We start from the raw sequence: 25,583 nt of genomic DNA, 5'->3' as shown, positions 1-25,583 counted from the left end.
GGTTCAGTATAATTAATTGTCTTTTTGATTAGTTGGCAGCGATTTCAGGTAAAGCAGCATGAAATATATTAACTCTACCCATTTCACACATGGCCAGGCAGACCGGCTGGGCGTGCTGATCACCAATTTAGGTACACCTGAGCAGCCGACTAAAGCAGCGCTGAAGCCTTACCTGAAAGAGTTTCTTTCCGATCCCCGGGTTGTCGAAGTTCCCCGCCTGATTTGGTGGTTCGTACTCAACGGGGTGATCCTTAACTTCCGGCCCGGACGGTCTGCAAAAGCCTATTCCACAGTGTGGACAGACGAAGGTTCACCGTTAATGGCGATCACTAAGGCTCAGCATGCAGCACTGGCAGAGAAGTGCCGGGAGAAATACGGCGACGATGTGGTAGTTGATTTTGCCATGCGCTATGGGCAGCCGTCCGTGGCGTCTGCCATCGACAGAATGCTCAGTCAGGGCGTGAGAAAGCTGGTAGTACTGCCGCTGTATCCGCAATATTGTGCATCCACCACTGCGTCGACTTTTGATGCTGTGGCAGCCGATTTTACCCGCCGCCGCTGGATGCCGGAATTGCGCTTTGTAACGCACTACAATGACGAACCCGCCTACATCGAAGCGCTGGCTGCGAGTGTCAGGCAGCATTGGAAGGAAAACGGGAAAGCTGATTTGCTGGTTATGTCCTATCACGGGATCCCGAAGCGTTATCTGACCAATGGTGATCCATACCACTGCGAGTGTCATAAAACATCAAGATTGCTGGCTGAAGCGCTGGATCTGAAATCAGACGAATACATGACCACCTTCCAGTCCCGTTTTGGCCGCGAAGAGTGGCTTCAGCCTTACACTGACGAAACCATGAAAGGATTGCCGGGTAAAGGCGTGCGGTCCGTGCAGGTACTGTGCCCCGGATTTTCTGCGGACTGCCTGGAAACCATTGAAGAAATCGGTGAGGAAAACAAAGACTACTTCATGGAAGCTGGCGGAAAGCGTTTTGAATATATTCCTGCGCTAAACGACTCACCGGCACATATAGATACGTTAATGACGCTCATCGAACGTAATCTGCACGGCTGGCAGGCTTCTGCACAAAACCGTAAACGGGAAGCACTGGCTAAAGCCCTCGGTGCAGACAGGTAAGCTGTCCGGTGATAAAAGCCGGATTAGCCCGGCTATTTATCGTTGAACAGGAGAATGACCATGGACAGTAATGTAAAAGCTCCGGAAGAGCTGCTCAAGGCACAAAAATGGGCAAACATGCTGGATACGGCGATAAAGTTGCCTGTTATTCCCTTCCGTATCGGGCTTGATTCTATTATCGGTCTCATCCCGGGCGCCGGTGACGCTGCCATGCTCATTGCCGGTTTTCGTATTATCTCTCTTGGAAAAAAGATGGGCATGCCATCCGGCTTGCTTAAAACTATGGTACGTAATTCTATTATGGACTTCGCTCTCGGCTTCATCCCGTTTGTTGGCGATATTGCCGACTTCTTTTATAAATCTAACAGTAAAAATGTGCAGATTATGGAGAAGTGGTGGATAAGTAATAATAAGGCTGCGGTCGACCGCGCCACGCAGGAAAAATTGTCAGCCTGGCAGGAGCAACTCACCGACTGACCCGGCGTTCCGGCCCGGAACTGTAAACAAACCTAATCGCTTTTAGCTTTCCCGCCGTAGCACACCTTACCTGCTAGTAAACGTAAGGAGCGACAGAACGGAATGAAAGCCTCAGACCTCTTTGTTAAAGCGCTTGAAGCTGAAGGTGTGGAATACATCTTCGGTATTCCGGGTGAGGAAAACCTCGATTTACTGGAATCTCTCCGCACATCTGACATTAAACTTGTGCTGACCCGCCACGAACAGGGAGCGGGATTCATGGCCGCCACCTACGGCCGGCTCACCGGTAAAGTTGGCGTTTGTTTATCTACTCTCGGCCCCGGCGCAACGAATTTAGTGACGCCCGCCGCCTATGCGCAACTCGGCGCTATGCCGGTGTTAATGATCACTGGCCAGAAGCCGGTAAAAACCAGCAAACAGGGGCGTTTTCAGGTCATTGATGTGGTAGATATGATGCGTCCTATCACTAAATACACAACCCAGATTGTCAGCGGTGACCGTATCCCGTCTGTGGCGCGTGAAGCTTTCCGCCTTGCATCAGAAGAACGCCCCGGCGCAGTGCACATTGAATTGCCGGAGGACATTGCTGATGAAAGCACTTCAGCGTCCCTGTTGAAGCCCAGTTATACCCGCAGACCGATAGCAGAGTATAAAGCCATCCGCGAAGCTGTTGAGATGATTGAAAGGGCTGCGTCTCCATTGTTACTTATCGGTGCCGGCGCAAACCGTAAACTCACAGCAAAAATGCTCAGAGAGTTTGTAGATAAAACAGGGATCCCGTTTGTCACCACCCAAATGGGAAAAGGGGTGCTTAATGAAAGTGATCCTCTGTTTGCCGGAAACACTGCGTTATCCGACGGTGACTTTGTCCACCGTGCCATCAGCCGTGCTGATCTCATTATCAATGTAGGCCATGATGTGGTTGAGAAGCCGCCGTTTTTTATGCACGACGACGGAAAGAAAGTTATTCATATTAATTTTGAGCCGGCCGCTGTTGACCCTGTGTACTTCCCTCAGGCAGAAGTTGTCGGCGACATCGCTAACAGTATCTGGCAAATAAAGGAAAAGGTATCGCCTCAGTCCGGCTGGAAGCTGGATTTTTATAAAGATGTGCACGATGCCTATGTCAACCACAGGCGGGAAGCGGAAGATGATGACCGGTTTCCGGTTCTGCCGGAACGTTTTGTCCGCGATATCCGCAAAGTGATGCCGGATGAAGGTATTGTGACGCTGGATAACGGCGTGTACAAAATCTGGTTTGCCAGAAACTATCCGGCTTACCACCCCAACACATTACTGCTTGATAATGCCCTTGCCTCTATGGGGGCCGGTCTTCCATCTGCTATTGCTGCAAAACTCGTTAACCCTGACAAGCCCGTAATCAGTGTATGCGGTGACGGTGGCTTTATGATGAACAGTCAGGAACTGGAAACTGCCGTCAGACTCAATCTCGATCTGACTGTCATTATTCTCCGGGATGACGCTTACGGCATGATCAAATGGAAACAGGCTCATATGTCTTTCGACAACTTCGGGCTGGACTACGGGAATCCTGACTTCGTGCAATATGCCAACAGCTATGGCGCCAAAGGCTGGCGCATCGAAGATACCACATCACTCAGCGAGGTTATCACCCGGTGCATTAATACGCCCGGCGTTCATGTGGTGGACTGCCCGGTTGATTACAGCATGAATGATGAAACGCTGAATCAGACAATCCGCGAATTAAGTGACAAGCTTTAAGGAGTTCTTACATGTTGAATGAAAGCTATCCCTACTATCTTGCAAGCAAACCTGTGTTTGCTAATACCGATCTGGAAGTTACGAACAAGTATACCGGTGAAGTGGCAACCAGAGTGGCCAAAGCCGGTGCTGATGTTATCGACAAAGCCATTGCTGCGGCAGAAAAGGCGCAACCGGCCATGGCGGCTATGAAGCCCTATGAACGTAAAGCGGTACTGGAACATTGCGTAAAACGCTTTACAGAACGTAAGGACGAGTTGGCAATGGCGCTGTGTATTGAAGCCGGAAAACCGATAAAAGATGCGCAGGGAGAAGTAACCCGCCTGATTGATACTTTTCAGATAGCGGCTGAAGAATGTGTGCGTATAGAAGGTCAGGTGCTGAACCTTGAGATATCCGACCGCGCTTCCGGCTACCAGGGCATGACAAAGCGGGTGCCCATTGGTCCCTGTTCATTTATTTCGCCGTTTAACTTTCCGTTAAATCTGGCCGCGCATAAAGTCGCGCCGGCGATTGCTGCCGGTTGTACGTTTGTTCTGAAACCTGCTTCAAGAACACCCATCGGCGCGTTGATTATCGGTGAAGTGCTGGCAGAAACAGATTTACCTGAAGGGGCATTTTCCATTCTGCCATGTAACCGTGACGGTGCGGATTTGTTTACTACTGACGAACGGTTGAAGCTGTTGAGTTTTACCGGCTCCCCCGATGTGGGCTGGGCACTTAAAGCCAAAGCCGGTAAAAAGCCAGTAGTATTGGAACTTGGCGGTAACGCTGCCTGCATCGTGGATGAAGATGCTGATATTGATGATGCTATCAAACGCATTATCGTTGGCGCCTATTACCAGTCCGGTCAGAGCTGTATCAGTGTGCAGCGTATACTGGTACACAAAAACATTTATGAAACCTTCCGTGAAAAATTCGTTCATGAAGTATCGGCATTAGTGGCCGGCGATCCTGCAGATGAAAACACGTTTATCGGCCCCATGATTTCAGAGTCTGAGGCGGAAAGGCTGGAGGACTGGATCCACGAAGCCAGAGAGGCCGGCGCAACGGTTCTGTGTGGTGGCACACGAAAAGGCGCTATGCTCGATGCCACCGTCATGGAAGGCGTACCGGCAGACTGTAACGCCAGTGCAGAAGAGGCTTTCGGGCCGCTCTCGGTTTTAGTGCCATTCGACGATTATGACGAAGCCTTAAAAGAGGTTAATAACAGCCGCTATGGTTTGCAGGCAGGCATCTTCACCCGTGATTTGTATAAAGCTCATGAAGCGTGGGATGTTCTGGAAGTCGGCGGCGTAGTGATCGGCGATGTGCCAAGCTGGCGGGTTGATAATATGCCCTATGGCGGGGTGAAGGATTCCGGCCTTGGCAGGGAAGGGATCCGCTATGCCATTGAAGATATGACCGAAACCAGGCTGATGGTTATCAGAACACCCTGATCCACCGTCAGTAAGGGAATAAACCCGGGCCGGTGTCACTACCGGCTGAAACCCTACGTGAGATTTTTTTCATTTGCTATCATCCGCCAGGTTGATTTAATAAAAGAAAAGTTGTCTCTATTATCCCTGATAACAGTGAACAGGCCTCAATATGTTAGATAAAAGTCAGTTAAGCCCACCGGTTGCGACAGCGAATGTGAACGCTCAGGAAATCGCCCGCTTTGATGCGCTGGCTGATGCATGGTGGGATCCTGACGGTAAATATAAAACCGCGCTGTCTTTCAATGCCGCGCGGGTAGATTTTATCGAACAGGCTATCAATAAGCATTTTCGTCCTAAGGGATTGGCCGATGCATTGTTTGAGGGCTTATCAGTATTGGATGTTGGCAGTGGCGGCGGGTTGATTTGCGAGCCTCTGGCTAAGCGTGGCGCAGACGTGACCGGCATTGATGCCAGTGCGACCAGTGTCGAAGTTGCAAGACGGCATGCACTGAAGCAAAACTTGCCTGTAAGCTACCACCATTGTCTGGCCGGTGAATGGGCAGATAAAGGACAACAGTATGATGTGGTTATCAATGCTGAGGTGGTAGAACATGTACCTGATCAGCAAACGCTGATTCAGGAATGCGCCTCCATGGTTAAACCGGGCGGGTTACTCATTCTGGCAACCTTAAACCGTACTTTTCGCAGTTTTATTGTTGCTATTGTGGGGGCCGAATATGTTATGCGCTATCTGCCGGTGGGTACGCACAGCTGGTCAAAGTTCGTGACACCTGAGGAGCTTGACAGCTGGACAGGCAGTCAGTTTGTACGTCACACACAAAGCGGGTTTAAGCTTAACCCGCTCACCGGACACTGGAAAACCACGCCTTCCATGGCGGTAAACTATCTCTGCTGCTATAAAAAGCAGACCTGACAGTGCGGTCTTCCCGTCCGGTAGTGGGTTGGTCAGCTTAGCAGCTCAGGTTGGGTGAACCTGGCGGTATGGACACTGGCTATGTGCACATCTTCCGATGAAATACTGCTTACGTATAACCAGTTAGCCTCTACCTCCTGAGGCGTAAAGGTCACTGTCATGTATCCTCTCAGGTTCAGATTGCAGTATTCAAGATCTTTCACCAGCAGGGGCAGAGCTTGTGCCAGGCGGTGTGCCTCATTGTTATCCATCGTCAGATAACTCTCCATTCCGGGAGACGAGACACTGGATGTGCCGAATTCTATACCTACAGCCTGATTGTTGCCGGTGGTCAGTTTGTTGCACCAGCCGTTGTGCGTATCGCCGGCAAAGACGATCGCCGCTTTTCCTTTTTCCCTGAACTGCTTATAAAGTGTTTCCCGTTCTGCCGGATAGCCGTCCCAGGCATCAAGATTATATGCCATCGTGGTGTTTAGCCGCGCGGTTTCTTCATCGCTCACCGGTTGTCCGGCAATTTGTTTGCGGCGAATATCAGCAAGAGCATGGATTTTTGAAGGAATTTCTTCCCGTGGTGTACCGGAGAAAATTTCTGCCGGGAAAAACATTTTTCCCATTAATACCTGTTGTCCCAGCACCTGCCAGGTCGCTTTACTCTTTTCCAGGGATTCAAATAACCAGTCCCGTTGTTGCAAGCCCAGCATAGTGCGGTCTTCTGCCATCAGCGCGGCAGTGAAGCCGATGTCATCAAACTGGCCGGTCTCTTCGTCAGTAAAAGCGGCGTAACTAAGTTGCTTATCCCGTCCGATAATACGGGTGTCCAGCATGTACAGTGACAGCAAGTCACCAAATTCGAACGTACGGTAGATTGTTGGATCTGTGTCGCTCACCGGTGGCCGGATGGGCAGCCACTCATAGTAGGCCTGTACCGCAGCGGCGCGGCGTTTAAAGAAGTCGCCTTCATCCGGCTGGTGGTTTTCGGCACCTGTGGTGTAGGTATCGTTTGCCACTTCGTGGTCGTCCCACACTACAATCCAGGGCTTATTCTGATGCAGGGCTTTTAAGCCTTTATCAGTGCGGTAAATCGCGTACCGGTTCCGGTAGTCCGCAAGGGTGATAATTTCTTCATTGTTATCAGTGGCGAATGTGCGGCCTAATTCAGCAGCACGCTCTGTGGCGTAGCCGTCCCCGGCATATTCGTAAATATAGTCACCGAGATGCAATACAAAGTCGATACTCTCATCTGCAGAAGCTGCCAGATAGGGCGTAAAAAAACCGGCAGGGTAGTTTGAGCAGGAGAACAATCCGAGTTTGACGTTGTCGACCTTTCCCGCCGGTAAAGTAAGTGTTTTCCCCACAGGTGATGTTTCTGTGGCAGTTGAAAACCGGTAAAAATAGCGGGTGGACGGTGATAACTCCCGTACATCTACTTTTATTGTGTAGTCACGGGCAGCGATGGCTTTGGCATGTCCCGAACGGATGATATCTGAGAAGTTACTGTCTGCTGCAATTTCCCAGAAAACCGTTGCCGAAGGGGAGTTGCCGGCAGGCACTGCTCTGGTCCATAAGATAATGCTGTCCGCAGACGGGTCACCACTGGCAACACCATGAGAAAAAGAAACCGGATTCTCCGGTAAGCCTGCAGTTGAAGTGCACCCGGTTAAACCGGTAGAAATAACCATACTGCCGCTCAGTGCGGCGGATAATTTAAGAAATAAACGGCGGTCCATGTGTCATCCTGAGCCGGGTAAAAGCTCATACTAGTCAGCATATATGACGAATTCGTGGCAGGTGGAGTTGGATAACTGTTGAACAGTGCAATGCTTTTGGCAAATAACTGTTATAATGGCGCCAAAGCAAAATCAATAAGTGAGTACATGAGCGACGATCCCCATTTTCAGCGAGAAAAAGAGAAATACGATAATCCGGTAGCCAGCCGTGAGTATTTAATGTCTGTCATGAAAGAGCAGGGCAAGCCCTTGTCTTTTTTAGAAATCTGCTCGCTGGTGGACGCGTTCGAAGAAGACAGCCGGATTGGCATTCAGCGCCGCCTGCGCGCCATGGAGCGTCAGGGCCAGGTGCAGTTTACCAAGCAGAAGAAATATGCGCTGCAAAACCGTGATGAACTGATCCGTGGCCGTATTATCGGTCACCGTGACGGTTACGGCTTCCTTCGCCCTGAAGACAACAGCGGCGATTTATTTATCAGTGCCGGACAGATGAATCTGTTCATGCACGACGATTACGTTGAAGCCCGTGAAAGCGGTACCGACCGCCGTGGACGCCGGGAAGCTTTCATCAATCAGGTTATTGAGCCCCGCAGTGAGCCCATTGTCGGCCGGTTCTTCGTAGAAAAGGGCATTGCCGTTGTGATGCCTGATGACAGCCGTCTTCAGCATGAAATTGTGATCCCGCCGGAAGCAACGAAAGGTGCCCGTATGGGGCAGGTGGTGGTTGTTGAGATCACTCAGCGTCCCCGCCGCCGCATCAGTCCTGTCGGAAAAATTATCGAAATCCTCGGTGACCACATGGCGCCCGGCATGGAAATCGAAATGGCCCTGCGTACCTTCGATATCCCTCATGTCTGGCCTGACGCTGTTGAGCGCTACGTTAAGCGGTTTACTGAAGACGTACCGGAAGAATCTAAAGAAGGACGCATCGATCTGCGTCAGTTACCACTGGTAACGATAGACGGTGAAGATGCCCGTGACTTCGATGATGCTGTGTTCTGTGAGCCGCTGGATGAAGGGGGCTGGCAGTTGTGGGTGGCCATTGCCGATGTGAGTACTTATGTGAAGCTGGGTACGGCCCTCGATAAAGAAGCACAGAATCGTGGTAATTCCGTGTATTTCCCTGATCAGGTTATTCCCATGTTGCCGGAAGTGCTGTCGAACGGGTTATGTTCACTGAATCCGGAAGTAGACCGCCTGTGTATGGTCTGTGAAATGACGATTACTGAGCAGGGAAAGCTGGATAAGTATCAGTTTTATGAAGCGGTGATGAACTCTCACGCCCGTCTGACCTACACCAAAGTGTGGCAGATCCTGGAAGGTGATAAGGAACTTCATCAGCGATACGAGGCTCAGGTGCCTCATCTGCGTAACTTGCATGATTTGTATCGGGCATTGAAACGTGCCCGTGCCCAGCGTGGTGCCATTGAGTTTGAAACGCAGGAAAGTAAATTCGTTTTCAATGCTCAGCGCAAGATAGAAAACATTGTACCGGTAGTCCGTAACGACGCGCACAAAATGATTGAAGAGTGCATGATCATGGCGAACGTCAGTGCGGCAAAAATGCTGGAGAAGCATAACCAGTCTGCATTATACCGGGTGCATGACAAACCTGATGCAGACCGTTTGACGGCATTTACCTCCTATTTAGGAGAAGTAGGCATTCCCCATCGTATCACTGAAGGGGCAAGCCCTGCAGATTTCACCGATGTGGTAGATAAGATCAGAGCCCGTCCGGACCAGGAGCTTATTCAAACCATGCTGCTGCGCTCTATGAAGCAGGCGGTTTACGATTGCGATAACGTAGGACACTTTGGTCTTGCGCTGGAAGAGTATGCACACTTTACCTCGCCAATCCGCCGTTATCCGGACTTAGTGGTGCACCGCGCCATTAAAGCGATTCTTAAAAAGCAGAAGCAAAAGGTTACCGGCCCGAAAGCGTATACCGTTGAGGAAGTGGAACAACTCGGTGAACAGTGCTCCATGACCGAACGTCGTGCCGATGATGCTACCCGTGATGTGGCCGACTGGCTCAAGTGTGAGTTTATGCAGGATCACGTGGGTTCTACCTTTGAAGGTGTTGTCAGTTCAGTGACTAACTTCGGTTTATTTGTGCGTATTACGGACTACCATATTGATGGCCTGGTTCACATTACGTCTCTGGACGATGATTACTACCGCTATGATGATGTTAAACAAACTTTGCAAGGTGAGTCCGGCGCACGGCAGTTCCGCTTAGGCGATACCTTATCGGTGAAAGTGGCAGCGGTGAACCTGGATGAAAGAAAGATTGATTTAATTCTCGACGGCACTATGCTGCGCGGCCGCGGTGGCAAAAAAGTGCAGGTGAGAACGGCAGCATCAAAATTTGCCGGTGATCGCAGGAACACGACTGACCGCAGAGAAGGCGGTAAATCGTCTGCCACCGGAAAAGGGCGTAAATCGCGGGAGAAAGGTAAAACCGATCGCCGTTCTGACAGTAAGAAGCCGGCAACCCGTGCGCCGAAGAAATCCCGTAGTAAATCAGGTAAAGGTAAGAAAAAGTAAATGGCGCAACAAGAATGGTTATATGGTCTGCATGCCATGCAGTCGGTATTGGAAAACGAGCCGGAGCGGGTACTGGAAGTACTGGTACTCAAAGGCCGTGATGACGACCGTCTCAAGAATATTATTAATCAGGCCAGACGGTTTGGGATCAGCGTGCAGTTTTGTCAGCGCAAGGTACTCGATGATAAAGTGCAGGGCGAACAGCATCAGGGCGTGGTTGCACGTGCCAAGCCTGCACGGGCGCTGGATGAAGCCGATCTTGATGCTATCCTGAGCCGTCACGCAGAACCTTTTCTGCTGGTGCTTGATGGTGTTACCGACCCTCATAACATTGGCGCCTGTTTACGTACCGCCGACGCTGCCGGTGTGCATGCGTTAATCGTACCCAAGGATAAATCCGGTGGCCTTACTGCTACAGCCAGAAAAGTTGCCTGTGGTGCCGCAGAGTCTGTTCCGCTTATTCAGGTTACCAACCTTGCCCGTACGCTCAAGCATTTGCAGGAAAAAGGCGTGTGGATTGCCGGTACTGCCGGAGAAGCAGAACAGCTTATTTATGATGTTGACCTGAAAGGGCCCACAGCACTGGTAATGGGCGCTGAAGGCAAAGGCATGCGCAGACTCACCCGTGAGCATTGTGACCAGTTAGTTAAATTACCCATGGCCGGCGCTGTGTCGTCACTCAATGTGTCGGTGGCGACGGGGGTGTGTTTGTACGAAATAGTCAGGCAACGCCAGAGCTGATTTTCAAATCAAGGCCACATTTTGTGGCCTTTTTTACACCCGCAGCCCGCACTCTTTCGGGCATTTACTCAAGTATAATATTCACTTATTTTAAATATTTAATTAAATATTTCTTAAAAAAATACTGAGAATCATTATTATTACCGCGTCAGGACCAACCAACAGGTAATAATCATTGTGAAAAAGTCTATTTTGTCACTCAGTATTCTCTCCGCCCTTTGTGTGTCAGGTAACGTCGTTGCTCAGGAACAGGCTAAGGTTGAGGCGCAGGAAGAAAGTGTAGAACGTATCACTATCCGCGGTGCCTTCTTCGGCCAGCAGGTCGCAGACGCGGTGAAAACACCCACGTTATTGCTGAATGTGCCGCAGTCAGCATCTATTATCGGTGAAGCACAAATTGAAGAGCAGGGTCTGTTCAGCGTTGCTGATGCTATGCAATATACCCCGGGTGTCAGTATCGGGTTGGGTGAAGATCACCGGGACCAGATCACTATTCGCGGTCAGAACACCACTGCTGACTTCTTTGTTGATGGTTTACGGGATGATGTGCAGTATTTCCGTCCGCTCTATAACATAGAGCGTATTGAAATCATGCGTGGTTCCAATGCACTGTTATTTGGCCGCGGTGGTGGTGGTGGTGTGGTTAACCGCGTAACCAAAACCGCTGATGTATCATCAGACTTCACAGTTCTGAGCGGGAATATCGATACGTTCAGTGCCGGCGGTATTACACTTGATACCAACGTCGTTATCGATAAAGACCAGGCATTCCGTCTGAATGCAGCGGCAGACAGTGTTGATAGTCACCGCGATTTCAAAGAGGGCAACCGTTATGCTTTTAATCCGACCTGGTATCTTGCGCTGAGCGACGTCACTTCTCTGAATGCATCTTATGAGTATGTGAATGATGACAGGCTGGTGGACAGAGGGATCCCGTCGTTGAACGGAAAGCCGTTAAACGGCGTTTACGATACATTCTTCGGTGATAAAGATTTCAACAACACCACGCTGGAAGCTCACATTGCCCGCGTAAAGCTGGATCATAAATTATCAGCTGAGTGGTCAGTGAATACTACTGTGCAGTTTGCTGACTACGATAAGGCTTATCAGAACTTGTATCCCACTGCCTTCGATGATGAATCCCAGTTTGTCACTCTCGACGGCTACCGCGATACCACACAGCGGGAAAACTTCCTGTGGCAGCTTAACGCTATTGGTCAGTTTGATACCGGGGCAGTTTCTCACACTGTACTGGCCGGTGCTGAATATGCTGATCAGAGCACAGAGAATGCGCGCATGGACAACCAGTTCCTTGAAAATGGCAGTGACAAACTGTCATTTATTTTCAGCGATCCCCTTGTTGTTCCGGCACACACATTAACGGCTCCGGTACGAGACCGTGCGTCTGATGTCAGTGTGGTTTCTGCATTTGTGCAGGATGAAATCGGACTGGGTGAAAACTGGGTACTGGTTGCCGGTTTGCGATACGACAGCTTTAATATTGATGTCACCGATCAGATTGAAATTAACGATGGCACAGAAGATGGCAACAACGGTTTGCTGTCCAGTGATGACAGTGAAATCTCTCCCCGCTTTGGTGTTATTTTTAAACCGGCGGAAGATATTTCACTGTACGCCAGTTACAGTGTGTCTTTCCTGCCACGCTCCGGCGATCAGTTCCTTACCTTGTCATTGAGTTCTGCGGCTCTGGATGCTGAAGAGTTCAGGAATACGGAAGTGGGCTTTAAATGGAACCTGACTGATTCACTGAACCTTTCTGCGGCCGCATTCAAAGTGGAAAGAGAAAACGGTGCCACAGTGGATCCGGACAATCCTGAGGTGTCACAACTGACCGGCACAGAAACACAGGGCTTCGAGTTGCAGTTGTCGGGATATATCACAGATTCATGGTCTGTGACCGGCGGTTACAGCTACCTCGATGGCAACCAGACCAGTGTTTCCGGCGCCGGTTCCGGTGAAGGTCAGCGACTGGCACAACTGCCGGAGCATATGTTCAGTGTATGGAACAAATTCCTGATTGACGAGAAGTGGCAATGGGGACTGGGTATTGTTCATCAGTCAGAGCAGTATGCGTCTTTGAGTAACAATGTGACTTTACCTTCCTTTACACGCTTTGATGCTGCTGTGTTCTATACTCACAGCGATGCATTGTCATTGCAGCTCAACGTCAATAACGTGCTTGATACGCAGTATTTCCCCTCAGCACACAATGACAACAACATCAGTACAGGCGCACCGCTGCACGCAAGAGTTGCAGCGACTTACCGCTTCTGAGCTGATTAATAAGCTTATTTTCAGCATACAGTGAAACGGCCGGTGTTTACCGGCCTTTTTGTTGCATAAATGGATCAAATTGTTCGATTCTTCAGTTCAATGTAAACAGTGCAAAGATTGCGTAAATCGTCGAACTGACGCGGGTTTCAGAGAGACTTAACGGGGTAAAATAACGACGTTCCGGTTAATCCGGACATCAATCACTACTTTCAGTTAAGGATTTACGTTTTTATGGTATCCCGCACACTTAAGTCGCTTATTAAGTTGTTTGCTGCCGTTGGCGTTGCTGTTGGCCTGACCGCCTGCGGCGGGTCAGACAGCAGTTCAGACTACTCGTACGCATACATTCAGTTTTACAATGCTTCACCTAACGGGGCAACTGTCACAATGCGTGAAGTTGACGGCGACGATTTAGGTTCTGCACAATTCGGTGACACAACCTCACTGATTTCAGCTGATTCCGGTGACCTGGAATTGGAATTCATCCGCACCGATTCTGACGATCAGGAAATCCTGCTTGAAGAGATGACGGTCAACCTCAGTACCGGTTACAAAACGTTGATCGTCCTGAGCGGTGATTTCAGTCAGCCTGAATTCATCGAATACAAATTTGAGCGTGAGTCTTTAGATGACCATTTCCGTCTGTTCGTTACCAGCATGATGGTGGATGAATCTCAGTACGATTTTTACCTGGCTGAAGACGGCGACCCGTTTGAAGCGGCAAACTATCTGGGTACTGTGTCTTATCAGGAATTGTCAGAAATGACTTTCTGGGATCCGGATGACGACAGTGAAGATTTTGATTCAGATGAATACACGATTTATCTGACAGAACCGGGCTCTACCGACGTGGTTTTCGAATCACAAACACTGGATTTCACTTACGATACTGAGTATGTGCTAGCTATTCGTGACGTCAGTGGTGCTATTCAGGCAGGTATGTCTATTGATACTATTTTGAATTCTTCATATGTGACAAATGTGACAGACGTAGATGCTGATGCACAATACCGTATCTACAACAGCACAGAATCCACATCACCGCTGACGGTTACCTTCGGTGGCAATGACGGTGAAGAAGACACAGAATTCACATTGTCTGCCGGTGAACTGTCTGACTTTACCGAAATCAAATACGGTGACTACCGTGTTACTGTGCAAACTGAAGACGGCAGTGCAACAGCGCTGACTAACAAGCTGATCACCCTTAATCAGGGCGAAAGTAAGGCGATTATGATTTACGAAGCTGACGGCAAACTGGCTGCAGCGACGTTTGTTGAAAGTGGTCTGCCCCAGTCTTACGACAAAACCGTTAACTTCATCAATCTGGTAAGCGATTTCGATAATATCGATTTCTATCTGGTGCGCAGCGATGAAACTATCGACACTGCCGATTACTACACCATGAATCTTGAGCTTGCTGAAAGCAGCACGCTGGTTCTGCCTTCTGACTACTACGAAATCATCGCAGTATATGAAGACGAAAACGATGAACAGGTACTGCTTGACCGTACTGCACTGTATGGTTTCACAGAAGAAGAAAACTACATCGTTACTGTAGAGCCTGCAGATACAGCAACAGGGTATGAAATCAACGTATTGTACTGATACGTGATTAACGAAAGCACCGGCGCCCCTTTCCGGTGAACGGCGGGGTGGAAACAGGGAATGTTTCCACCCCGTTTTATTTTGTGTGTTAATCTTTAAGGAGAGTCCTAAGCGTTCAAACGGGGCAATATGAAACTGATAAAAGCGTTACATGCTATTTCTGCAGACGGTAAAAGCTCGACTGAAGACAAATTAAAGCGGCTGTTACAGCTTGGTCTTGATGCCTTCGACATGGAGCTTGGCATTGTCAGTCATATCAAAGATGGCGTCTATACGGTCGTTTCTGCCATTTCTCCCGAAGATGCGCTCCAGAAGGGCGACAGTTTTGAACTGAAAAATACCTACTGCCGCGACACCCTGGCAGCTGACGGTATTGTCGCTTATCACGATGCTGAAAAATCCCCCGGCGTGTCTCATCCTGCTTATCAGGCTTTTGCACTTAAAAGCTATATCGGTATTCCTTATTTCGTCAACGGCGAACGCTACGGCACAGTGAATTTCTCCCGGGTTGATGCCAAAGAACGCCAGTTCGACAATGACGAGCTTGATTACATTGTGCTTCTGGCGGAGTGGGTGGGTACTGAGATTGCCCGTGAACATCAGCTTCAGGCCATCGTTGAACAACAAAAAGCATTACAACATCAGCATTTACTGCATTTACAGATGTCAGAGCTGGCGAGAGTGGGTACCTGGGAAATAAACCGCAATACCGGTGAAATCTCTTTGTCTGATTCTCTGGTAAAACTGTTTGAAATTCCCGAAGGGGATCACATCACCTTCGACACCATGCAACGGGTGGTAAAACACGATAAAGACGTGGAAATCTTGCGGGGACTCATGGAAAAGTCCGTTGAAGATGAAGCGCCGTGGTCTCATGAGTTTGAAGCTGTTTCACTGGGAGGGCGGCAATTCTGGGTGCAGACACAGGGGGCCGTGGACACCAGTGATCCTGACAATATCCGGTTTTTCGGTGCCACGCAGGATGTGACCCACAGAATACAAGTGGCCAGGGAACTGGAGAGCCGCCGTCATGTGGCAGAGCAGGCACTGGAGTCACGGAGTCTTTTTCTGGCGAACATGAGCCATGAAATCAGAACGCCCATCAATGGTATTGTCGGTATGCTGGAGGCCCTGAAGAAAACCTCGTTGACGGAGCAGCAAAACGAATTTTGTAAACTTGCGGGGGAGAGTGCGTCCAGTTTGCTGCAAATCGTTAACGATGTGCTGGATTTCTCAAAGATAGATGCCGGAGGTCTGGAGCTTGAAAGCATTCCGGTGAACTTAAGCCGCATTGCTGAAGAACAATACCGGCTGTTCTCTATGCCGGCTCAGAAAAAGCAACTCTCATTGACCCTCGATACCCGTGGTACTGACGATCTGGTTTTTCTTACCGATCCAACACGGATACGGCAAATTTTTACAAACCTCATCAGTAATGCGATTAAATTTACTGACCGTGGTGCAATAAATATCAAACTGAAAGCGATTAAGCAGGCCCGCCAGCAATATCTGGTTCAGATTATGATCCGTGATGAAGGAATTGGTATCGCACCGGAACATCAGGCGACCATATTCTCTCCGTTCAGACAGGGTGACAGCAATACGACAAGACGCTTTGGTGGCACAGGACTGGGCTTGTCTATTGTGTCTCAGATAGCCGCGCACATGCATGGCGGTATTCGTGTTAACAGTAAACCCGAAGAAGGGGCAACGTTTATCGTTGCGCTGAAGCTGAATGAAGCGTCAGACCATGAAAATGAAACAGAAGACGCCGGTGACATACTGAGACCGGCGGACCTGGCAGGAAAGCGGGTACTGGTAGTTGAAGATAACGAAATCAATCAGATAGTCGTAAAAGAGCAGCTCAAAGAATTCAGTATCGGGAGTGATATCGCCGGCCATGGCGCTGAAGCTATTGAGATGGTGATCAGAAGCATCGCTGGTAACCATCCCTATGATTTGATATTGATGGATTGCCAGATGCCGGTCATGGATGGTTACGAAGCATCGAAAAAAATTCGTCAGCTTGGCGGACAGGCGGAGATTGTCCCTATAATCGCACTGACTGCAAATGTGCTGGTGGGTGAACGGGAAAAATGCTTACTTGCCGGTATGAATGACTATTTAACTAAGCCCGTTGACAAAGAACAGTTTACCCGCTGTTTGCATCGATATTTACTCGCTTAGCATACCTATTCACAGCCACGGCCATTAAGGCGCACAGGCCCGGTACCACCGTAAGCAAATCGTCTAAAATTAATTCAAAAACGCACTATCACTTCCCAATCTTTTCTGTTATAGTTTCGCGCCCTTTTTATGGGGGTATGTACATAAAAGCGGCAATATCTGCTGCTTTTATCAGCGCAAACGACTCGAGAGAGTCTTAATTATCGAGCGGAGCACTAACATGATCCAAATGCAAACTAACCTGGATGTAGCCGACAATAGCGGCGCTCGCAGGGTTCAGTGTATTAAGGTTCTTGGTGGCTCGCATCGCCGTTATGCAGGTATCGGTGACATCATCAAAGTTACTGTTAAGGAAGCAATTCCTCGCGGTAAAGTAAAAAAAGGTGACGTACTGAACGCAGTGGTGGTGCGTACTAGAAAAGGCGTTCGTCGTGCAGATGGTTCTACCATCCGTTTTGACGCAAACGCGGCTGTATTGTTAAACAACAATAAGCAACCTATTGGTACGCGTATCTTTGGACCGGTTACACGTGAGCTGAGAAGTGACAACTTCATGAAAATCATCTCACTGGCCCCAGAGGTACTATAAGGAGTCACGATAATGGCTAGAAAAATTCGTCGTGATGATGAAGTAGTCGTATTAGCGGGTAAAGATAAAGGCAAACAAGGCAAAGTCCTGAAAGTGCTGGTATCTGAAGACCGTGTAGTTGTAGAAGGTGTAAACCTTGTCAAGAAGCACCAGAAGCCAAACCCTCATATGGGCGTAGCTGGCGGTATTGTTGAGAAAGAAGCATCTCTGCACGTTTCTAATGTTGCGGTAGTTAACCCTGCTACGGGTAAAGCTGACCGTATTGGTTTCCGTACTGAAGACGGTAAGAAAGTTCGTTTCTTTAAGTCTAACGGTGAACTTGTTTAATTAATTGGAGAGTACGATGGCGAAACTGCATGATTTCTATAAAGAAACGGTAGTAGCTGACCTTGCTAAGCAGTTCAGTTACCAAAGCGTCATGCAAGTCCCTCGGATTGAAAAAATCACCTTAAACATGGGTTTAGGTGAAGCCGTAGCTGACAAGAAAGTTCTTGAGAATGCGACTGCCGATATGGCTGCTATCGCAGGTCAAAAACCTATTGTTACCGTTGCGCGTAAATCTGTTGCGGGTTTTAAAATCCGTGAAGGTTATCCGATTGGCTGTAAAGTAACCCTGCGTGGCGAGCGTATGTGGGAATTCTTAGAGCGTTTGATTTCAATCGCAATTCCTCGTATCCGCGACTTCCGTGGCCTGAGTTCAAAATCTTTTGACGGTCGTGGAAACTACAGCATGGGCGTTCGTGAACAAATCATCTTCCCTGAAATCGATTTCGATAAAGTGGATAAAGTACGCGGTATGGATATCACTATCACTACCAGTGCAAAAACTGATGATGAAGCACGTGCTCTGTTGACCGCGTTCAACTTCCCATTCAAAAAATAAGGGGTGTAGGGTTATGGCAAAAGAATCAATGAAGGCCCGTGAAGTAAAGCGTGCAAAGCTTGTCGCTAAGTATGCTGAAAAACGTGCCGCACTTAAAGCGATTATCAGCGATGTTAACGCCTCTGAAGAAGAGCGTTGGGATGCTGTTCTGAAGCTACAACAACTGCCACGTGACAGTGCTAAATCTCGTCAGCAAAACCGCTGCCGCGTTACTGGCCGTCCACACGGTTTCCTACGTAAGTTCGGTCTGAGCCGTATCAAGTTGCGTGAAGCAGCGATGCGCGGTGAAGTCCCTGGCCTGAAAAAAGCCAGCTGGTAAGGAGTAGCTAAAAATGAGCATGCAAGATCCTATCGCGGATATGTTTACCCGCATCCGTAACGGCCAGATGGCACAGAAAGTTTCTGTTGTTATGCCTTCTTCAAAACTTCGCGTAGCAATCTGTGAAGTACTGAAAGCTGAAGGTTATATCACTGACTTCGCTGCTTCTGGTGACGTTAAGCCTACTTTAGAAGTTACTCTTAAGTACTTCGAAGGTAAGCAAGTAATCGACACAATTGAACGTGTAAGCCGTCCTGGTCTGCGCATCTATAAGAAAAAAGATGAGCTGCCAAAAGTAATGGGTGGTTTAGGCGTTGCTATCGTGTCAACTTCTAAAGGTGTGATGACTGACCGTGCTGCGCGTAAAGCAGGCATGGGCGGTGAGATCATCGGTTATGTAGCGTAATCGGAGGAGTTGAAATGTCACGAGTAGCAAAAGCCCCTGTTAACGTAGCATCTGGCGTTGAAGTTAAAATCAACGGTCAGGAAGTTACTGTTAAGGGTAGTAAAGGTACACTGGTACGTGTATTCAACGACGCTGTTGAAGTTGTACAAGAAGAGAACCAGCTGAAAGCACTTCCTCGTGAAGGTTTTGCTGATGCATGGGCTCAGGCTGGTACTGCGCGCGCGCTGTTGAACGGTATGGTCCTGGGTGTATCTGAAGGTTTCGAGAAAAAACTGCAGTTGCAAGGTGTTGGTTACCGTGCACAAGCACAAGGTGCCAAACTGAACCTGACTTTAGGTTTCTCACACCCTGTAGTTTATGAAATGCCTGAAGGCATTACAGTTGAAACTCCTACACAAACTGAAATCCTCGTTAAAGGCGCGGATAAGCAGGTTGTAGGTCAGGTTGCGGCAAACATTCGCGGCTACCGTCCACCAGAGCCTTACAAAGGTAAAGGTGTTCGTTATGCTGATGAAAACGTTCGTCGTAAAGAAGCTAAGAAAAAGTAGGTGGGTGATACGATGGATAAGAAAACATCACGTTTACGTCGCGCAACTCGCGCACGCGCTAAAATCCGTGAATTGGCCGCGCATCGCCTGGTAATTAACCGTACACCTCGCCACATCTATGCCCAGTTAATCGCGCCTAGCGGTTCTGAGGTACTGGCGGCGGCTTCTACCGTTGAAAAAGGTCTGGCAGCAGATCTGAAAGCAACTGGTAATGCAGAAGCAGCTGCGGCAGTGGGTAAAGCTATCGCCGAGCGTGCAATCGAAAAAGGCATCAAAGTTGTTGCTTTCGATCGCAGCGGTTTTAAATACCACGGTCGCGTAAAAGCATTAGCTGATGCAGCTCGCGAAGCTGGTCTTCAGTTCTAGGAGTGAAGAATAATGGCTAAACAAGAAGTTCAAAACGGTGAATTTTTAGAGAAATTGATCGCTGTAAACCGCGTTTCTAAAGTGGTTAAAGGTGGTCGTATCTTTAGTTTCACTGCACTGACTGTAGTTGGTGACGGCAATGGCCGTGTTGGTTTTGGTTACGGTAAAGCACGTGAAGTGCCTGCTGCTATCCAAAAAGCGATGGAAAAAGCGCGTCGCAACATGGTTAACGTAGACCTGAACGGTCACACGTTGCAGCACCCAATTAAAGGTCGTCACTCTGGCTCTAAAGTTTACATGCAGCCTGCATCTGAAGGTACCGGTATCATTGCCGGTGGTGCGATGCGTGCAGTACTTGAAGTAGCTGGTGTACAGAACGTACTTTCAAAATGCTACGGCTCTACAAACCCAATCAACGTTGTTCGTGCAACAGTAAACGCGCTGACTGAGATGAACTCTCCAGCGGGTATTGCAGCGAAGCGTGGATTGTCTGTAGAAGAAATTTTGGGGTAATCAGACATGGCAACGATTAAAGTAAAGCAAACTAAAAGTGCAATTGGCCGTCTGCCAAAGCACAAAGCGACGCTTAAAGGCTTAGGTCTTCGTAAAATCAACCATGTCCGTGAACTGGAAGATACCCCAGCAGTACGTGGCATGATCAACCGTGTATATTACATGGTTGAGATCGTGGAGGAGTAAGACATGCGTTTAAATACAATTTCTCCTGCAGAAGGTTCAAAACCAGCAGCTAAGCGTGTAGGTCGTGGTATTGGTTCAGGTCTGGGTAAAACCGGTGGCCGTGGTCACAAAGGCCAAACCAGCCGTTCAGGCGGTTCCATCAGACAAGGCTTTGAAGGTGGTCAGATGCCAATTCAGCGCCGTCTGCCTAAGTTTGGTTTCACCTCTCGTAAGAGCTTTGTTACCGATCAGGTAACTCTGACTGAAATCGCTAAGGTTGAAGGTGATACGGTTTCTCTGGACTCTTTAAAAGCTGCTGGTCTTGTTAAGAAAGACGTGCAGTTCGTTAAAGTAGTTAAGAGCGGCGAAGTATCGCGCGCTGTTACAGTTAGCGGGTTAAAGGTTACTAAAGGCGCTCTTGCAGCGATTGAAGCCGCCGGCGGTAAAGTAGAGGAATAAGCTAGATGGCTAAACCAGGATTGGATTCAGGCGCGAAAAGCGGCTTGAGTGAGCTGAAGTCAAGGTTGTTGTTCGTACTAGGTGCGATCGTCGTATTCAGACTGGGCTCTTATGTGCCTCTTCCTGGCATCGATGCGGCAGTTCTTGCTGAGTTGTTTGAGCAACAAAAAGGTACCATCGTAGAAATGTTCAACATGTTCTCCGGTGGTGCGCTTGAGCGTGCATCCGTTCTGGCTTTGGGCATTATGCCATACATTACTGCATCAATTATTATGCAGTTGCTCACGGTGGTTCATCCACCGATGATGGAGCTTAAAAAAGAAGGCGAAGCAGGCCGTCGTAAAATCAGTCAGTATACGCGTTATTTGACGCTGGTACTGGCCACGTTCCAATCTATTGGAATCGCGACGAACCTGCCTAACCTGATTAATGGTTTGGTTATAAACCCTGGCTTCGGATTCTACTTTACAGCGGTAGTTAGCTTAGTCACAGGAACGATGTTCCTGATGTGGTTAGGTGAGCAAATTACTGAACGTGGTATCGGTAACGGTATCTCGATATTGATTTTTGCTGGTATTGTTGCCGGTCTGCCAACAGCGATTGGTCAGACAGCGGAACAAGCAAGACAGGGCGACATTAATCTGTTGTTCCTGATGTTGATTGGCGTGATTGTCATCGGCCTGATTTACCTGGTAGTGTTCGTAGAACGTGCCCAGCGTCGTATTGTTGTGAACTATGCTAAGCGTCAGCAGGGCCGTAAGGTTTTTGCAGCGCAAAGCACACACTTACCGCTGAAAGTGAACATGGCTGGTGTTATTCCACCAATCTTCGCATCCAGCATCATTCTGTTCCCGTCCACCATTGCTGGTTGGTTCGGTCAGAATGAATCTACAGCGTGGTTGCAGGACGTAGCATTAATGCTTTCTCCTGGTCAGCCGCTGTACGTGATGTTATACGCAACTGCGATTATCTTCTTCTGCTTCTTCTATACAGCGCTGGTTTTCAATCCGCGTGAAACAGCAGATAACCTGAAGAAGTCCGGTGCGTTCATTCCTGGTATCCGTCCGGGTGAGCAAACATCACGTTATATCGATAAGGTAATGACTCGTCTGACTCTGGCTGGCGCACTTTACATAACCTTTATTTGTTTAGTGCCTGAATTCATGTTGATTGCGTGGAATGTGCCGTTCTACTTCGGTGGTACGTCGCTTCTGATTATCGTGGTTGTTATCATGGACTTTATGGCACAGGTGCAGACACATCTGATGTCCAGTCAGTATGAGTCTGTTCTGAAGAAAGCTAATCTGAAAGGCTACGGCCGCTAAGATTAGTGCACTACGGAGTGATGTAATGAAAGTTCGTGCATCAGTAAAGAAGATTTGCCGTAACTGTAAAATCATCAAGCGCAACGGTGTTGTGCGTGTGATTTGCAGCTCTGACCCTAAGCATAAGCAGCGTCAAGGCTAATCTAAAACGCGGTTAAAATTCGAAATGTAAGCTGAACCTCGTACTGGGTTCAGCTTGCTCTATTTCGATTTTATGAACCTTAAGTTGCAATTTTGTCGTCGGGTAAGTATCCTATCGGGCTTTTTAGGTCGTCGACATTAAAATTAAGAGGAGTGCTGTTAATGGCCCGTATCGCTGGCATTAACATTCCTGAACACAAGCACACTGTAATCGCGCTTCAAGCGATTTACGGTGTAGGCGCAACTCGTGCAAAAGAGATCTGTGCTAACGCTGGTGTTGCAGAATCAACAAAAGTAAAAGAGCTTGACGAAGCAACTGTAGAGAAGCTTCGTGAAGAAGTGGCAAAGTTCACCGTTGAAGGTGATCTGCGTCGTGAAGTATCTATGAGCATCAAACGTTTGATGGACCTGGGTTGCTTCCGTGGTATCCGCCACCGTCGTAGCTTGCCTCTACGTGGTCAGCGCACTAAAACTAATGCGCGTACCCGTAAAGGTCCTCGTAAGCCAATTAAGAAGTAAGCGGGGAGATTAAGTTATGGCAAAAGCACCTACTCGTACTACGCGTAAACGCGCTAAGCGTCAGGTTGCAGACGGTATGGCTCATATCCATGCGTCTTTCAACAACACAATTGTGACTATCACTGACCGTCAAGGCAATGCATTAGCATGGGCGACATCAGGTGGTTCAGGTTTCCGTGGTTCACGTAAATCTACCCCTTTTGCTGCACAGGTTGCTGCTGAGCGTGCTGGCGTAGCCGCACAAGACTACGGTCTGAAAAACCTTGAAGTTTTCGTTAAAGGTCCGGGTCCAGGCCGTGAGTCTGCTATCCGTGCACTTAACGCAACTGGTTATAAGATCACAAACATTACCGATGTGACCCCTATTCCTCACAACGGTTGTCGTCCACCGAAAAAACGTCGCGTTTAATCGCCGGACAGTTGGAGAAAGAACATGGCAAGATATTTGGGTCCTAAACTCAAACTTAGCCGTCGCGAAGGAACTGACCTGTTCCTGAAAAGCGGCGTTCGCGCAATCGATTCTAAGTGTAAAATCGATAATGCGCCTGGTCAGCACGGTGCCCGTCGTGGCCGTCTGTCTGACTACGGTGTACAGTTGCGTGAAAAGCAAAAAGTTCGTCGTATGTACGGCGTTCTGGAAAAACAATTCCGTAACTACTATAAAGAAGCTGCCCGTCTGAAAGGCAACACCGGTGAAAACCTGTTGCAACTTCTTGAGCAGCGTCTGGATAACGTAGTTTATCGTATGGGATTCGCCAGCACTCGTGCAGAAGCACGTCAGCTGGTTAGCCACAAGGCGATCATGGTAAATGGTCAAGTTGTGAACATTCCATCGTTTAACGTTTCTGCCGAAGACGTGGTTTCTGTTCGTGAAAAGGCTAAAAAGCAAGCGCGTATCGTTGCTGCTTTGGAACTGGCTGACCAACGTGAGAAGCCAACCTGGATTGAAGTAGACAACAGCAAAATGGAAGGCACTTTCAAGCGCGTTCCGGAAAGAACTGACCTGTCTGCTGAAATTAACGAACAGTTGATCGTCGAACTTTACTCTAAGTAAAGCTAACTAAAGAGGAAGCATTGTGGGTTCTGTGACTGAATTCCTGAAACCGAGATTAGTTGAGATCGAAAACGTTTCTCCTACTCGTGCCAAAGTAACTTTGGAACCACTGGAGCGCGGCTTTGGCCACACTCTGGGTAACGCCCTTCGCCGTATCTTACTGTCATCCATGCCTGGATGTGCGGTAACTGAGGTCGAAATTGACGGCGTATTACACGAGTACAGCACCAAAGAAGGTGTGCAGGAAGATGTAATCGAGATTCTGCTGAATCTGAAAGGTTTAGCGGTTCGCCTTGAAGGTAAAACTGAGGCAACCCTGACAATAGTGAAATCTGGCGCTGGCCCTGTTGTTGCTGGTGATATTCAGCATGACGGTGACGTAGAAATCGTTAACCCTGAGCACGTTATCTGTACTTTAACCGGCGAAGCTGAAATCAGCATGCGCATTAAAGTTGAAACTGGTCGTGGTTACATTCCTGCTGCTACTCGTCGCTCCTCCGAGGAAGATGATCGTCCAATTGGTCGTTTGTTAGTTGATGCTTCATACAGCCCTGTTGAACGTATTGCTTATTCAGTTGAGTCTGCCCGTGTTGAACAACGCACAGACTTAGACAAACTGATCATCGATATGGAAACGAACGGTACTCTGGATCCTGAAGAAGCGATCCGCCGCGCAGCCACTATTCTGGCTGAGCAATTAGATGCCTTCGTTGATCTGCGTGACGTTTCTGAACCTGTTCAGAAAGAAGAGAAGCCGGAATTTGATCCGATTCTGTTACGTCCTGTTGATGACCTGGAATTAACTGTACGTTCTGCAAACTGTTTGAAAGCAGAAGCTATCCAGTACATTGGTGACCTGGTTCAGCGTACTGAGGTTGAGTTACTTAAGACGCCTAACCTTGGTAAGAAATCGCTAACTGAAATCAAAGATGTTCTTGCATCTCGTGGATTGTCTCTGGGCATGCGCCTGGAAAACTGGCCACCAGAGAGCATCGCTGAGAAAGATTAATCAGGTTTTTATCAAACTGATTTGTAGAGAAGGATAAAACTATGCGCCATCGTAAGAGTGGTCGTCAGTTGAATCGCAACAGCAGCCATCGTCAAGCTATGTTCAAAAACATGGCCGGCTCACTGGTCAAGCACGAAGTGATCAAAACGACGTTACCAAAAGCGAAAGAATTACGTCGCGTAATCGAGCCTTTAATCACACTGGCTAAACAAGACAGCGTTGCAAACCGCCGTCTGGCTATGGCCCGTACAGGTGATAAAGAGGTAGTAGGTAAACTGTTCAACGAGCTTGGTCCTCGTTACGAAGCTCGCCCTGGCGGTTACACTCGCATTCTGAAATGCGGTTTCCGTACAGGCGACAACGCTCCTATGGCGTTTGTTGAACTGGTAGACCGTCCTGAAGTTGAAGTTTCTGAAGAAGCTGAAGCGACAGAAGAGTAAGAGATTACTTCATCGATTTATCGATATTA

General features: G+C 48.6%; 28 protein-coding genes. 27 read left to right on the top strand and 1 reads right to left on the bottom strand.

Annotated features, from left to right (window positions below; genetic code table 11):
- Nucleotides 1-58: 58 nt before the first annotated feature.
- The 5 genes from hemH (at nucleotide 59) to ubiG (ending at nucleotide 5,713) form a co-directional block, all read left to right on the top strand.
- Entirely contained in the window at nucleotides 59-1,138 is a 1,080-nt protein-coding gene (hemH, locus tag ACXAH4_RS03100; protein ID WP_474843537.1) for a ferrochelatase, read from the top strand.
- A 60-nt stretch (nucleotides 1,139-1,198) separates the two neighbouring features.
- Nucleotides 1,199-1,615: a DUF4112 domain-containing protein gene (locus ACXAH4_RS03095; protein WP_474843535.1), complete on the top strand. Its 417-nt coding sequence runs from the start codon at nucleotides 1,199-1,201 to the stop codon at nucleotides 1,613-1,615.
- A gap of 102 nt (nucleotides 1,616-1,717) precedes the next feature.
- Nucleotides 1,718-3,358 carry an acetolactate synthase large subunit gene (locus ACXAH4_RS03090; RefSeq protein ID WP_474843532.1) on the top strand — a complete coding sequence of 547 codons (1,641 nt, stop codon included), beginning with the start codon at nucleotides 1,718-1,720 and terminating at the stop codon, nucleotides 3,356-3,358.
- 11 nt (nucleotides 3,359-3,369) lie between these two features.
- Complete coding sequence (locus ACXAH4_RS03085) at nucleotides 3,370-4,797, top strand: aldehyde dehydrogenase family protein (protein WP_474843530.1); 1,428 nt, start codon at nucleotides 3,370-3,372, stop codon at nucleotides 4,795-4,797.
- Between the two features lie 151 nt (nucleotides 4,798-4,948).
- On the top strand, nucleotides 4,949-5,713 hold the full coding sequence (gene ubiG, locus ACXAH4_RS03080) for a bifunctional 2-polyprenyl-6-hydroxyphenol methylase/3-demethylubiquinol 3-O-methyltransferase UbiG (RefSeq protein ID WP_474843528.1): 765 nt from the start codon (nucleotides 4,949-4,951) through the stop codon (nucleotides 5,711-5,713).
- Between the two features lie 32 nt (nucleotides 5,714-5,745).
- Here ubiG and ACXAH4_RS03075 read toward each other — a convergent pair whose 3' ends face one another.
- On the bottom strand, nucleotides 5,746-7,440 hold the full coding sequence (locus tag ACXAH4_RS03075) for an alkaline phosphatase D family protein (protein ID WP_474843526.1): 1,695 nt from the start codon (nucleotides 7,438-7,440) through the stop codon (nucleotides 5,746-5,748).
- A gap of 147 nt (nucleotides 7,441-7,587) precedes the next feature.
- Here ACXAH4_RS03075 and rnr point away from each other — a divergent pair, with 147 nt between their 5' ends.
- The 22 genes from rnr to rplQ all read left to right on the top strand — a co-directional run bounded on the left by rnr (nucleotide 7,588) and on the right by rplQ (nucleotide 25,554).
- Nucleotides 7,588-9,987 carry a ribonuclease R gene (gene rnr / locus ACXAH4_RS03070; RefSeq protein WP_474843524.1) on the top strand — a complete coding sequence of 800 codons (2,400 nt, stop codon included), beginning with the start codon at nucleotides 7,588-7,590 and terminating at the stop codon, nucleotides 9,985-9,987.
- Nucleotides 9,988-10,728, top strand: a complete 741-nt coding sequence (gene rlmB, locus ACXAH4_RS03065) for a 23S rRNA (guanosine(2251)-2'-O)-methyltransferase RlmB (RefSeq protein WP_119499863.1) — start codon at nucleotides 9,988-9,990, stop codon at nucleotides 10,726-10,728.
- 177 nt (nucleotides 10,729-10,905) lie between these two features.
- A complete protein-coding gene (locus tag ACXAH4_RS03060; protein WP_474843522.1) occupies nucleotides 10,906-13,023 on the top strand; it encodes a TonB-dependent receptor in 2,118 nt (705 codons plus the stop codon).
- A gap of 231 nt (nucleotides 13,024-13,254) precedes the next feature.
- Nucleotides 13,255-14,631: a DUF4397 domain-containing protein gene (locus ACXAH4_RS03055; protein WP_474843520.1), complete on the top strand. Its 1,377-nt coding sequence runs from the start codon at nucleotides 13,255-13,257 to the stop codon at nucleotides 14,629-14,631.
- A gap of 129 nt (nucleotides 14,632-14,760) precedes the next feature.
- Nucleotides 14,761-16,818 (top strand): GAF domain-containing hybrid sensor histidine kinase/response regulator, encoded by a 2,058-nt coding sequence (locus ACXAH4_RS03050; protein ID WP_474843518.1) that lies wholly within the window; start codon nucleotides 14,761-14,763, stop codon nucleotides 16,816-16,818.
- Between the two features lie 220 nt (nucleotides 16,819-17,038).
- The gene (rplN, locus tag ACXAH4_RS03045) at nucleotides 17,039-17,407 is read left to right on the top strand and encodes a 50S ribosomal protein L14 (RefSeq protein ID WP_070125772.1); all 369 of its coding nucleotides are present in this window, start codon (nucleotides 17,039-17,041) and stop codon (nucleotides 17,405-17,407) included.
- Nucleotides 17,408-17,419: 12 nt separating this feature from the next.
- Nucleotides 17,420-17,734: a 50S ribosomal protein L24 gene (rplX, locus tag ACXAH4_RS03040; RefSeq protein WP_119499867.1), complete on the top strand. Its 315-nt coding sequence runs from the start codon at nucleotides 17,420-17,422 to the stop codon at nucleotides 17,732-17,734.
- A 16-nt stretch (nucleotides 17,735-17,750) separates the two neighbouring features.
- Nucleotides 17,751-18,290, top strand: coding sequence for a 50S ribosomal protein L5 (rplE, locus tag ACXAH4_RS03035; protein WP_119499868.1), 540 nt, complete (start codon nucleotides 17,751-17,753; stop codon nucleotides 18,288-18,290).
- A 13-nt stretch (nucleotides 18,291-18,303) separates the two neighbouring features.
- Entirely contained in the window at nucleotides 18,304-18,609 is a 306-nt protein-coding gene (rpsN, locus tag ACXAH4_RS03030) for a 30S ribosomal protein S14 (RefSeq protein WP_070125769.1), read from the top strand.
- Nucleotides 18,610-18,622: 13 nt separating this feature from the next.
- Nucleotides 18,623-19,015, top strand: coding sequence for a 30S ribosomal protein S8 (gene rpsH, locus ACXAH4_RS03025; protein WP_119499869.1), 393 nt, complete (start codon nucleotides 18,623-18,625; stop codon nucleotides 19,013-19,015).
- Between the two features lie 14 nt (nucleotides 19,016-19,029).
- Nucleotides 19,030-19,563: a 50S ribosomal protein L6 gene (rplF, locus tag ACXAH4_RS03020; RefSeq protein WP_474843514.1), complete on the top strand. Its 534-nt coding sequence runs from the start codon at nucleotides 19,030-19,032 to the stop codon at nucleotides 19,561-19,563.
- Between the two features lie 12 nt (nucleotides 19,564-19,575).
- The gene (rplR, locus tag ACXAH4_RS03015) at nucleotides 19,576-19,929 is read left to right on the top strand and encodes a 50S ribosomal protein L18 (RefSeq protein WP_119503270.1); all 354 of its coding nucleotides are present in this window, start codon (nucleotides 19,576-19,578) and stop codon (nucleotides 19,927-19,929) included.
- Between the two features lie 12 nt (nucleotides 19,930-19,941).
- Entirely contained in the window at nucleotides 19,942-20,442 is a 501-nt protein-coding gene (gene rpsE, locus ACXAH4_RS03010) for a 30S ribosomal protein S5 (RefSeq protein ID WP_119499871.1), read from the top strand.
- 6 nt (nucleotides 20,443-20,448) lie between these two features.
- A complete protein-coding gene (rpmD, locus tag ACXAH4_RS03005) occupies nucleotides 20,449-20,628 on the top strand; it encodes a 50S ribosomal protein L30 (RefSeq protein WP_014950907.1) in 180 nt (59 codons plus the stop codon).
- 3 nt (nucleotides 20,629-20,631) lie between these two features.
- Complete coding sequence (gene rplO, locus ACXAH4_RS03000; protein WP_474843511.1) at nucleotides 20,632-21,066, top strand: 50S ribosomal protein L15; 435 nt, start codon at nucleotides 20,632-20,634, stop codon at nucleotides 21,064-21,066.
- A gap of 5 nt (nucleotides 21,067-21,071) precedes the next feature.
- The gene (gene secY / locus ACXAH4_RS02995; RefSeq protein WP_119499873.1) at nucleotides 21,072-22,391 is read left to right on the top strand and encodes a preprotein translocase subunit SecY; all 1,320 of its coding nucleotides are present in this window, start codon (nucleotides 21,072-21,074) and stop codon (nucleotides 22,389-22,391) included.
- 25 nt (nucleotides 22,392-22,416) lie between these two features.
- Nucleotides 22,417-22,533 (top strand): 50S ribosomal protein L36, encoded by a 117-nt coding sequence (rpmJ, locus tag ACXAH4_RS02990; protein WP_073325329.1) that lies wholly within the window; start codon nucleotides 22,417-22,419, stop codon nucleotides 22,531-22,533.
- A gap of 161 nt (nucleotides 22,534-22,694) precedes the next feature.
- Complete coding sequence (rpsM, locus tag ACXAH4_RS02985; RefSeq protein WP_119499874.1) at nucleotides 22,695-23,051, top strand: 30S ribosomal protein S13; 357 nt, start codon at nucleotides 22,695-22,697, stop codon at nucleotides 23,049-23,051.
- A 16-nt stretch (nucleotides 23,052-23,067) separates the two neighbouring features.
- Nucleotides 23,068-23,460, top strand: a complete 393-nt coding sequence (gene rpsK, locus ACXAH4_RS02980; RefSeq protein ID WP_070125761.1) for a 30S ribosomal protein S11 — start codon at nucleotides 23,068-23,070, stop codon at nucleotides 23,458-23,460.
- A gap of 24 nt (nucleotides 23,461-23,484) precedes the next feature.
- On the top strand, nucleotides 23,485-24,105 hold the full coding sequence (gene rpsD / locus ACXAH4_RS02975) for a 30S ribosomal protein S4 (RefSeq protein WP_119499875.1): 621 nt from the start codon (nucleotides 23,485-23,487) through the stop codon (nucleotides 24,103-24,105).
- Between the two features lie 19 nt (nucleotides 24,106-24,124).
- Nucleotides 24,125-25,114: a DNA-directed RNA polymerase subunit alpha gene (locus tag ACXAH4_RS02970; protein WP_119499876.1), complete on the top strand. Its 990-nt coding sequence runs from the start codon at nucleotides 24,125-24,127 to the stop codon at nucleotides 25,112-25,114.
- Between the two features lie 41 nt (nucleotides 25,115-25,155).
- The gene (rplQ, locus tag ACXAH4_RS02965; RefSeq protein WP_119499877.1) at nucleotides 25,156-25,554 is read left to right on the top strand and encodes a 50S ribosomal protein L17; all 399 of its coding nucleotides are present in this window, start codon (nucleotides 25,156-25,158) and stop codon (nucleotides 25,552-25,554) included.
- Nucleotides 25,555-25,583: the final 29 nt, after the last annotated feature.

This window comes from Alteromonas sp. ABV2_168, from assembly GCF_056161165.1.
The sequence above is the reverse complement of the archived record's forward strand: the minus strand, read 5'-3'. Positions and strand labels throughout refer to the sequence as shown.

What these genes read in the sequence shown, in the direction of transcription:
- hemH (WP_474843537.1), top strand. Translation starts at nt 59, where the DNA reads ATGAAATATATTAACTCTACCCATTTCACACATGGCCAGGCAGACCGG.
- ACXAH4_RS03095 (WP_474843535.1), top strand. Translation starts at nt 1,199, where the DNA reads ATGGACAGTAATGTAAAAGCTCCGGAAGAGCTGCTCAAGGCACAAAAA.
- ACXAH4_RS03090 (WP_474843532.1), top strand. Translation starts at nt 1,718, where the DNA reads ATGAAAGCCTCAGACCTCTTTGTTAAAGCGCTTGAAGCTGAAGGTGTG.
- ACXAH4_RS03085 (WP_474843530.1), top strand. Translation starts at nt 3,370, where the DNA reads ATGTTGAATGAAAGCTATCCCTACTATCTTGCAAGCAAACCTGTGTTT.
- ubiG (WP_474843528.1), top strand. Translation starts at nt 4,949, where the DNA reads ATGTTAGATAAAAGTCAGTTAAGCCCACCGGTTGCGACAGCGAATGTG.
- ACXAH4_RS03075 (WP_474843526.1), bottom strand. Translation starts at nt 7,440, where the DNA reads ATGGACCGCCGTTTATTTCTTAAATTATCCGCCGCACTGAGCGGCAGT.
- rnr (WP_474843524.1), top strand. Translation starts at nt 7,588, where the DNA reads ATGAGCGACGATCCCCATTTTCAGCGAGAAAAAGAGAAATACGATAAT.
- rlmB (WP_119499863.1), top strand. Translation starts at nt 9,988, where the DNA reads ATGGCGCAACAAGAATGGTTATATGGTCTGCATGCCATGCAGTCGGTA.
- ACXAH4_RS03055 (WP_474843520.1), top strand. Translation starts at nt 13,255, where the DNA reads ATGGTATCCCGCACACTTAAGTCGCTTATTAAGTTGTTTGCTGCCGTT.
- ACXAH4_RS03050 (WP_474843518.1), top strand. Translation starts at nt 14,761, where the DNA reads ATGAAACTGATAAAAGCGTTACATGCTATTTCTGCAGACGGTAAAAGC.
- rplN (WP_070125772.1), top strand. Translation starts at nt 17,039, where the DNA reads ATGATCCAAATGCAAACTAACCTGGATGTAGCCGACAATAGCGGCGCT.
- rplX (WP_119499867.1), top strand. Translation starts at nt 17,420, where the DNA reads ATGGCTAGAAAAATTCGTCGTGATGATGAAGTAGTCGTATTAGCGGGT.
- rplE (WP_119499868.1), top strand. Translation starts at nt 17,751, where the DNA reads ATGGCGAAACTGCATGATTTCTATAAAGAAACGGTAGTAGCTGACCTT.
- rpsN (WP_070125769.1), top strand. Translation starts at nt 18,304, where the DNA reads ATGGCAAAAGAATCAATGAAGGCCCGTGAAGTAAAGCGTGCAAAGCTT.
- rpsH (WP_119499869.1), top strand. Translation starts at nt 18,623, where the DNA reads ATGAGCATGCAAGATCCTATCGCGGATATGTTTACCCGCATCCGTAAC.
- rplF (WP_474843514.1), top strand. Translation starts at nt 19,030, where the DNA reads ATGTCACGAGTAGCAAAAGCCCCTGTTAACGTAGCATCTGGCGTTGAA.
- rplR (WP_119503270.1), top strand. Translation starts at nt 19,576, where the DNA reads ATGGATAAGAAAACATCACGTTTACGTCGCGCAACTCGCGCACGCGCT.
- rpsE (WP_119499871.1), top strand. Translation starts at nt 19,942, where the DNA reads ATGGCTAAACAAGAAGTTCAAAACGGTGAATTTTTAGAGAAATTGATC.
- rpmD (WP_014950907.1), top strand. Translation starts at nt 20,449, where the DNA reads ATGGCAACGATTAAAGTAAAGCAAACTAAAAGTGCAATTGGCCGTCTG.
- rplO (WP_474843511.1), top strand. Translation starts at nt 20,632, where the DNA reads ATGCGTTTAAATACAATTTCTCCTGCAGAAGGTTCAAAACCAGCAGCT.
- secY (WP_119499873.1), top strand. Translation starts at nt 21,072, where the DNA reads ATGGCTAAACCAGGATTGGATTCAGGCGCGAAAAGCGGCTTGAGTGAG.
- rpmJ (WP_073325329.1), top strand. Translation starts at nt 22,417, where the DNA reads ATGAAAGTTCGTGCATCAGTAAAGAAGATTTGCCGTAACTGTAAAATC.
- rpsM (WP_119499874.1), top strand. Translation starts at nt 22,695, where the DNA reads ATGGCCCGTATCGCTGGCATTAACATTCCTGAACACAAGCACACTGTA.
- rpsK (WP_070125761.1), top strand. Translation starts at nt 23,068, where the DNA reads ATGGCAAAAGCACCTACTCGTACTACGCGTAAACGCGCTAAGCGTCAG.
- rpsD (WP_119499875.1), top strand. Translation starts at nt 23,485, where the DNA reads ATGGCAAGATATTTGGGTCCTAAACTCAAACTTAGCCGTCGCGAAGGA.
- rplQ (WP_119499877.1), top strand. Translation starts at nt 25,156, where the DNA reads ATGCGCCATCGTAAGAGTGGTCGTCAGTTGAATCGCAACAGCAGCCAT.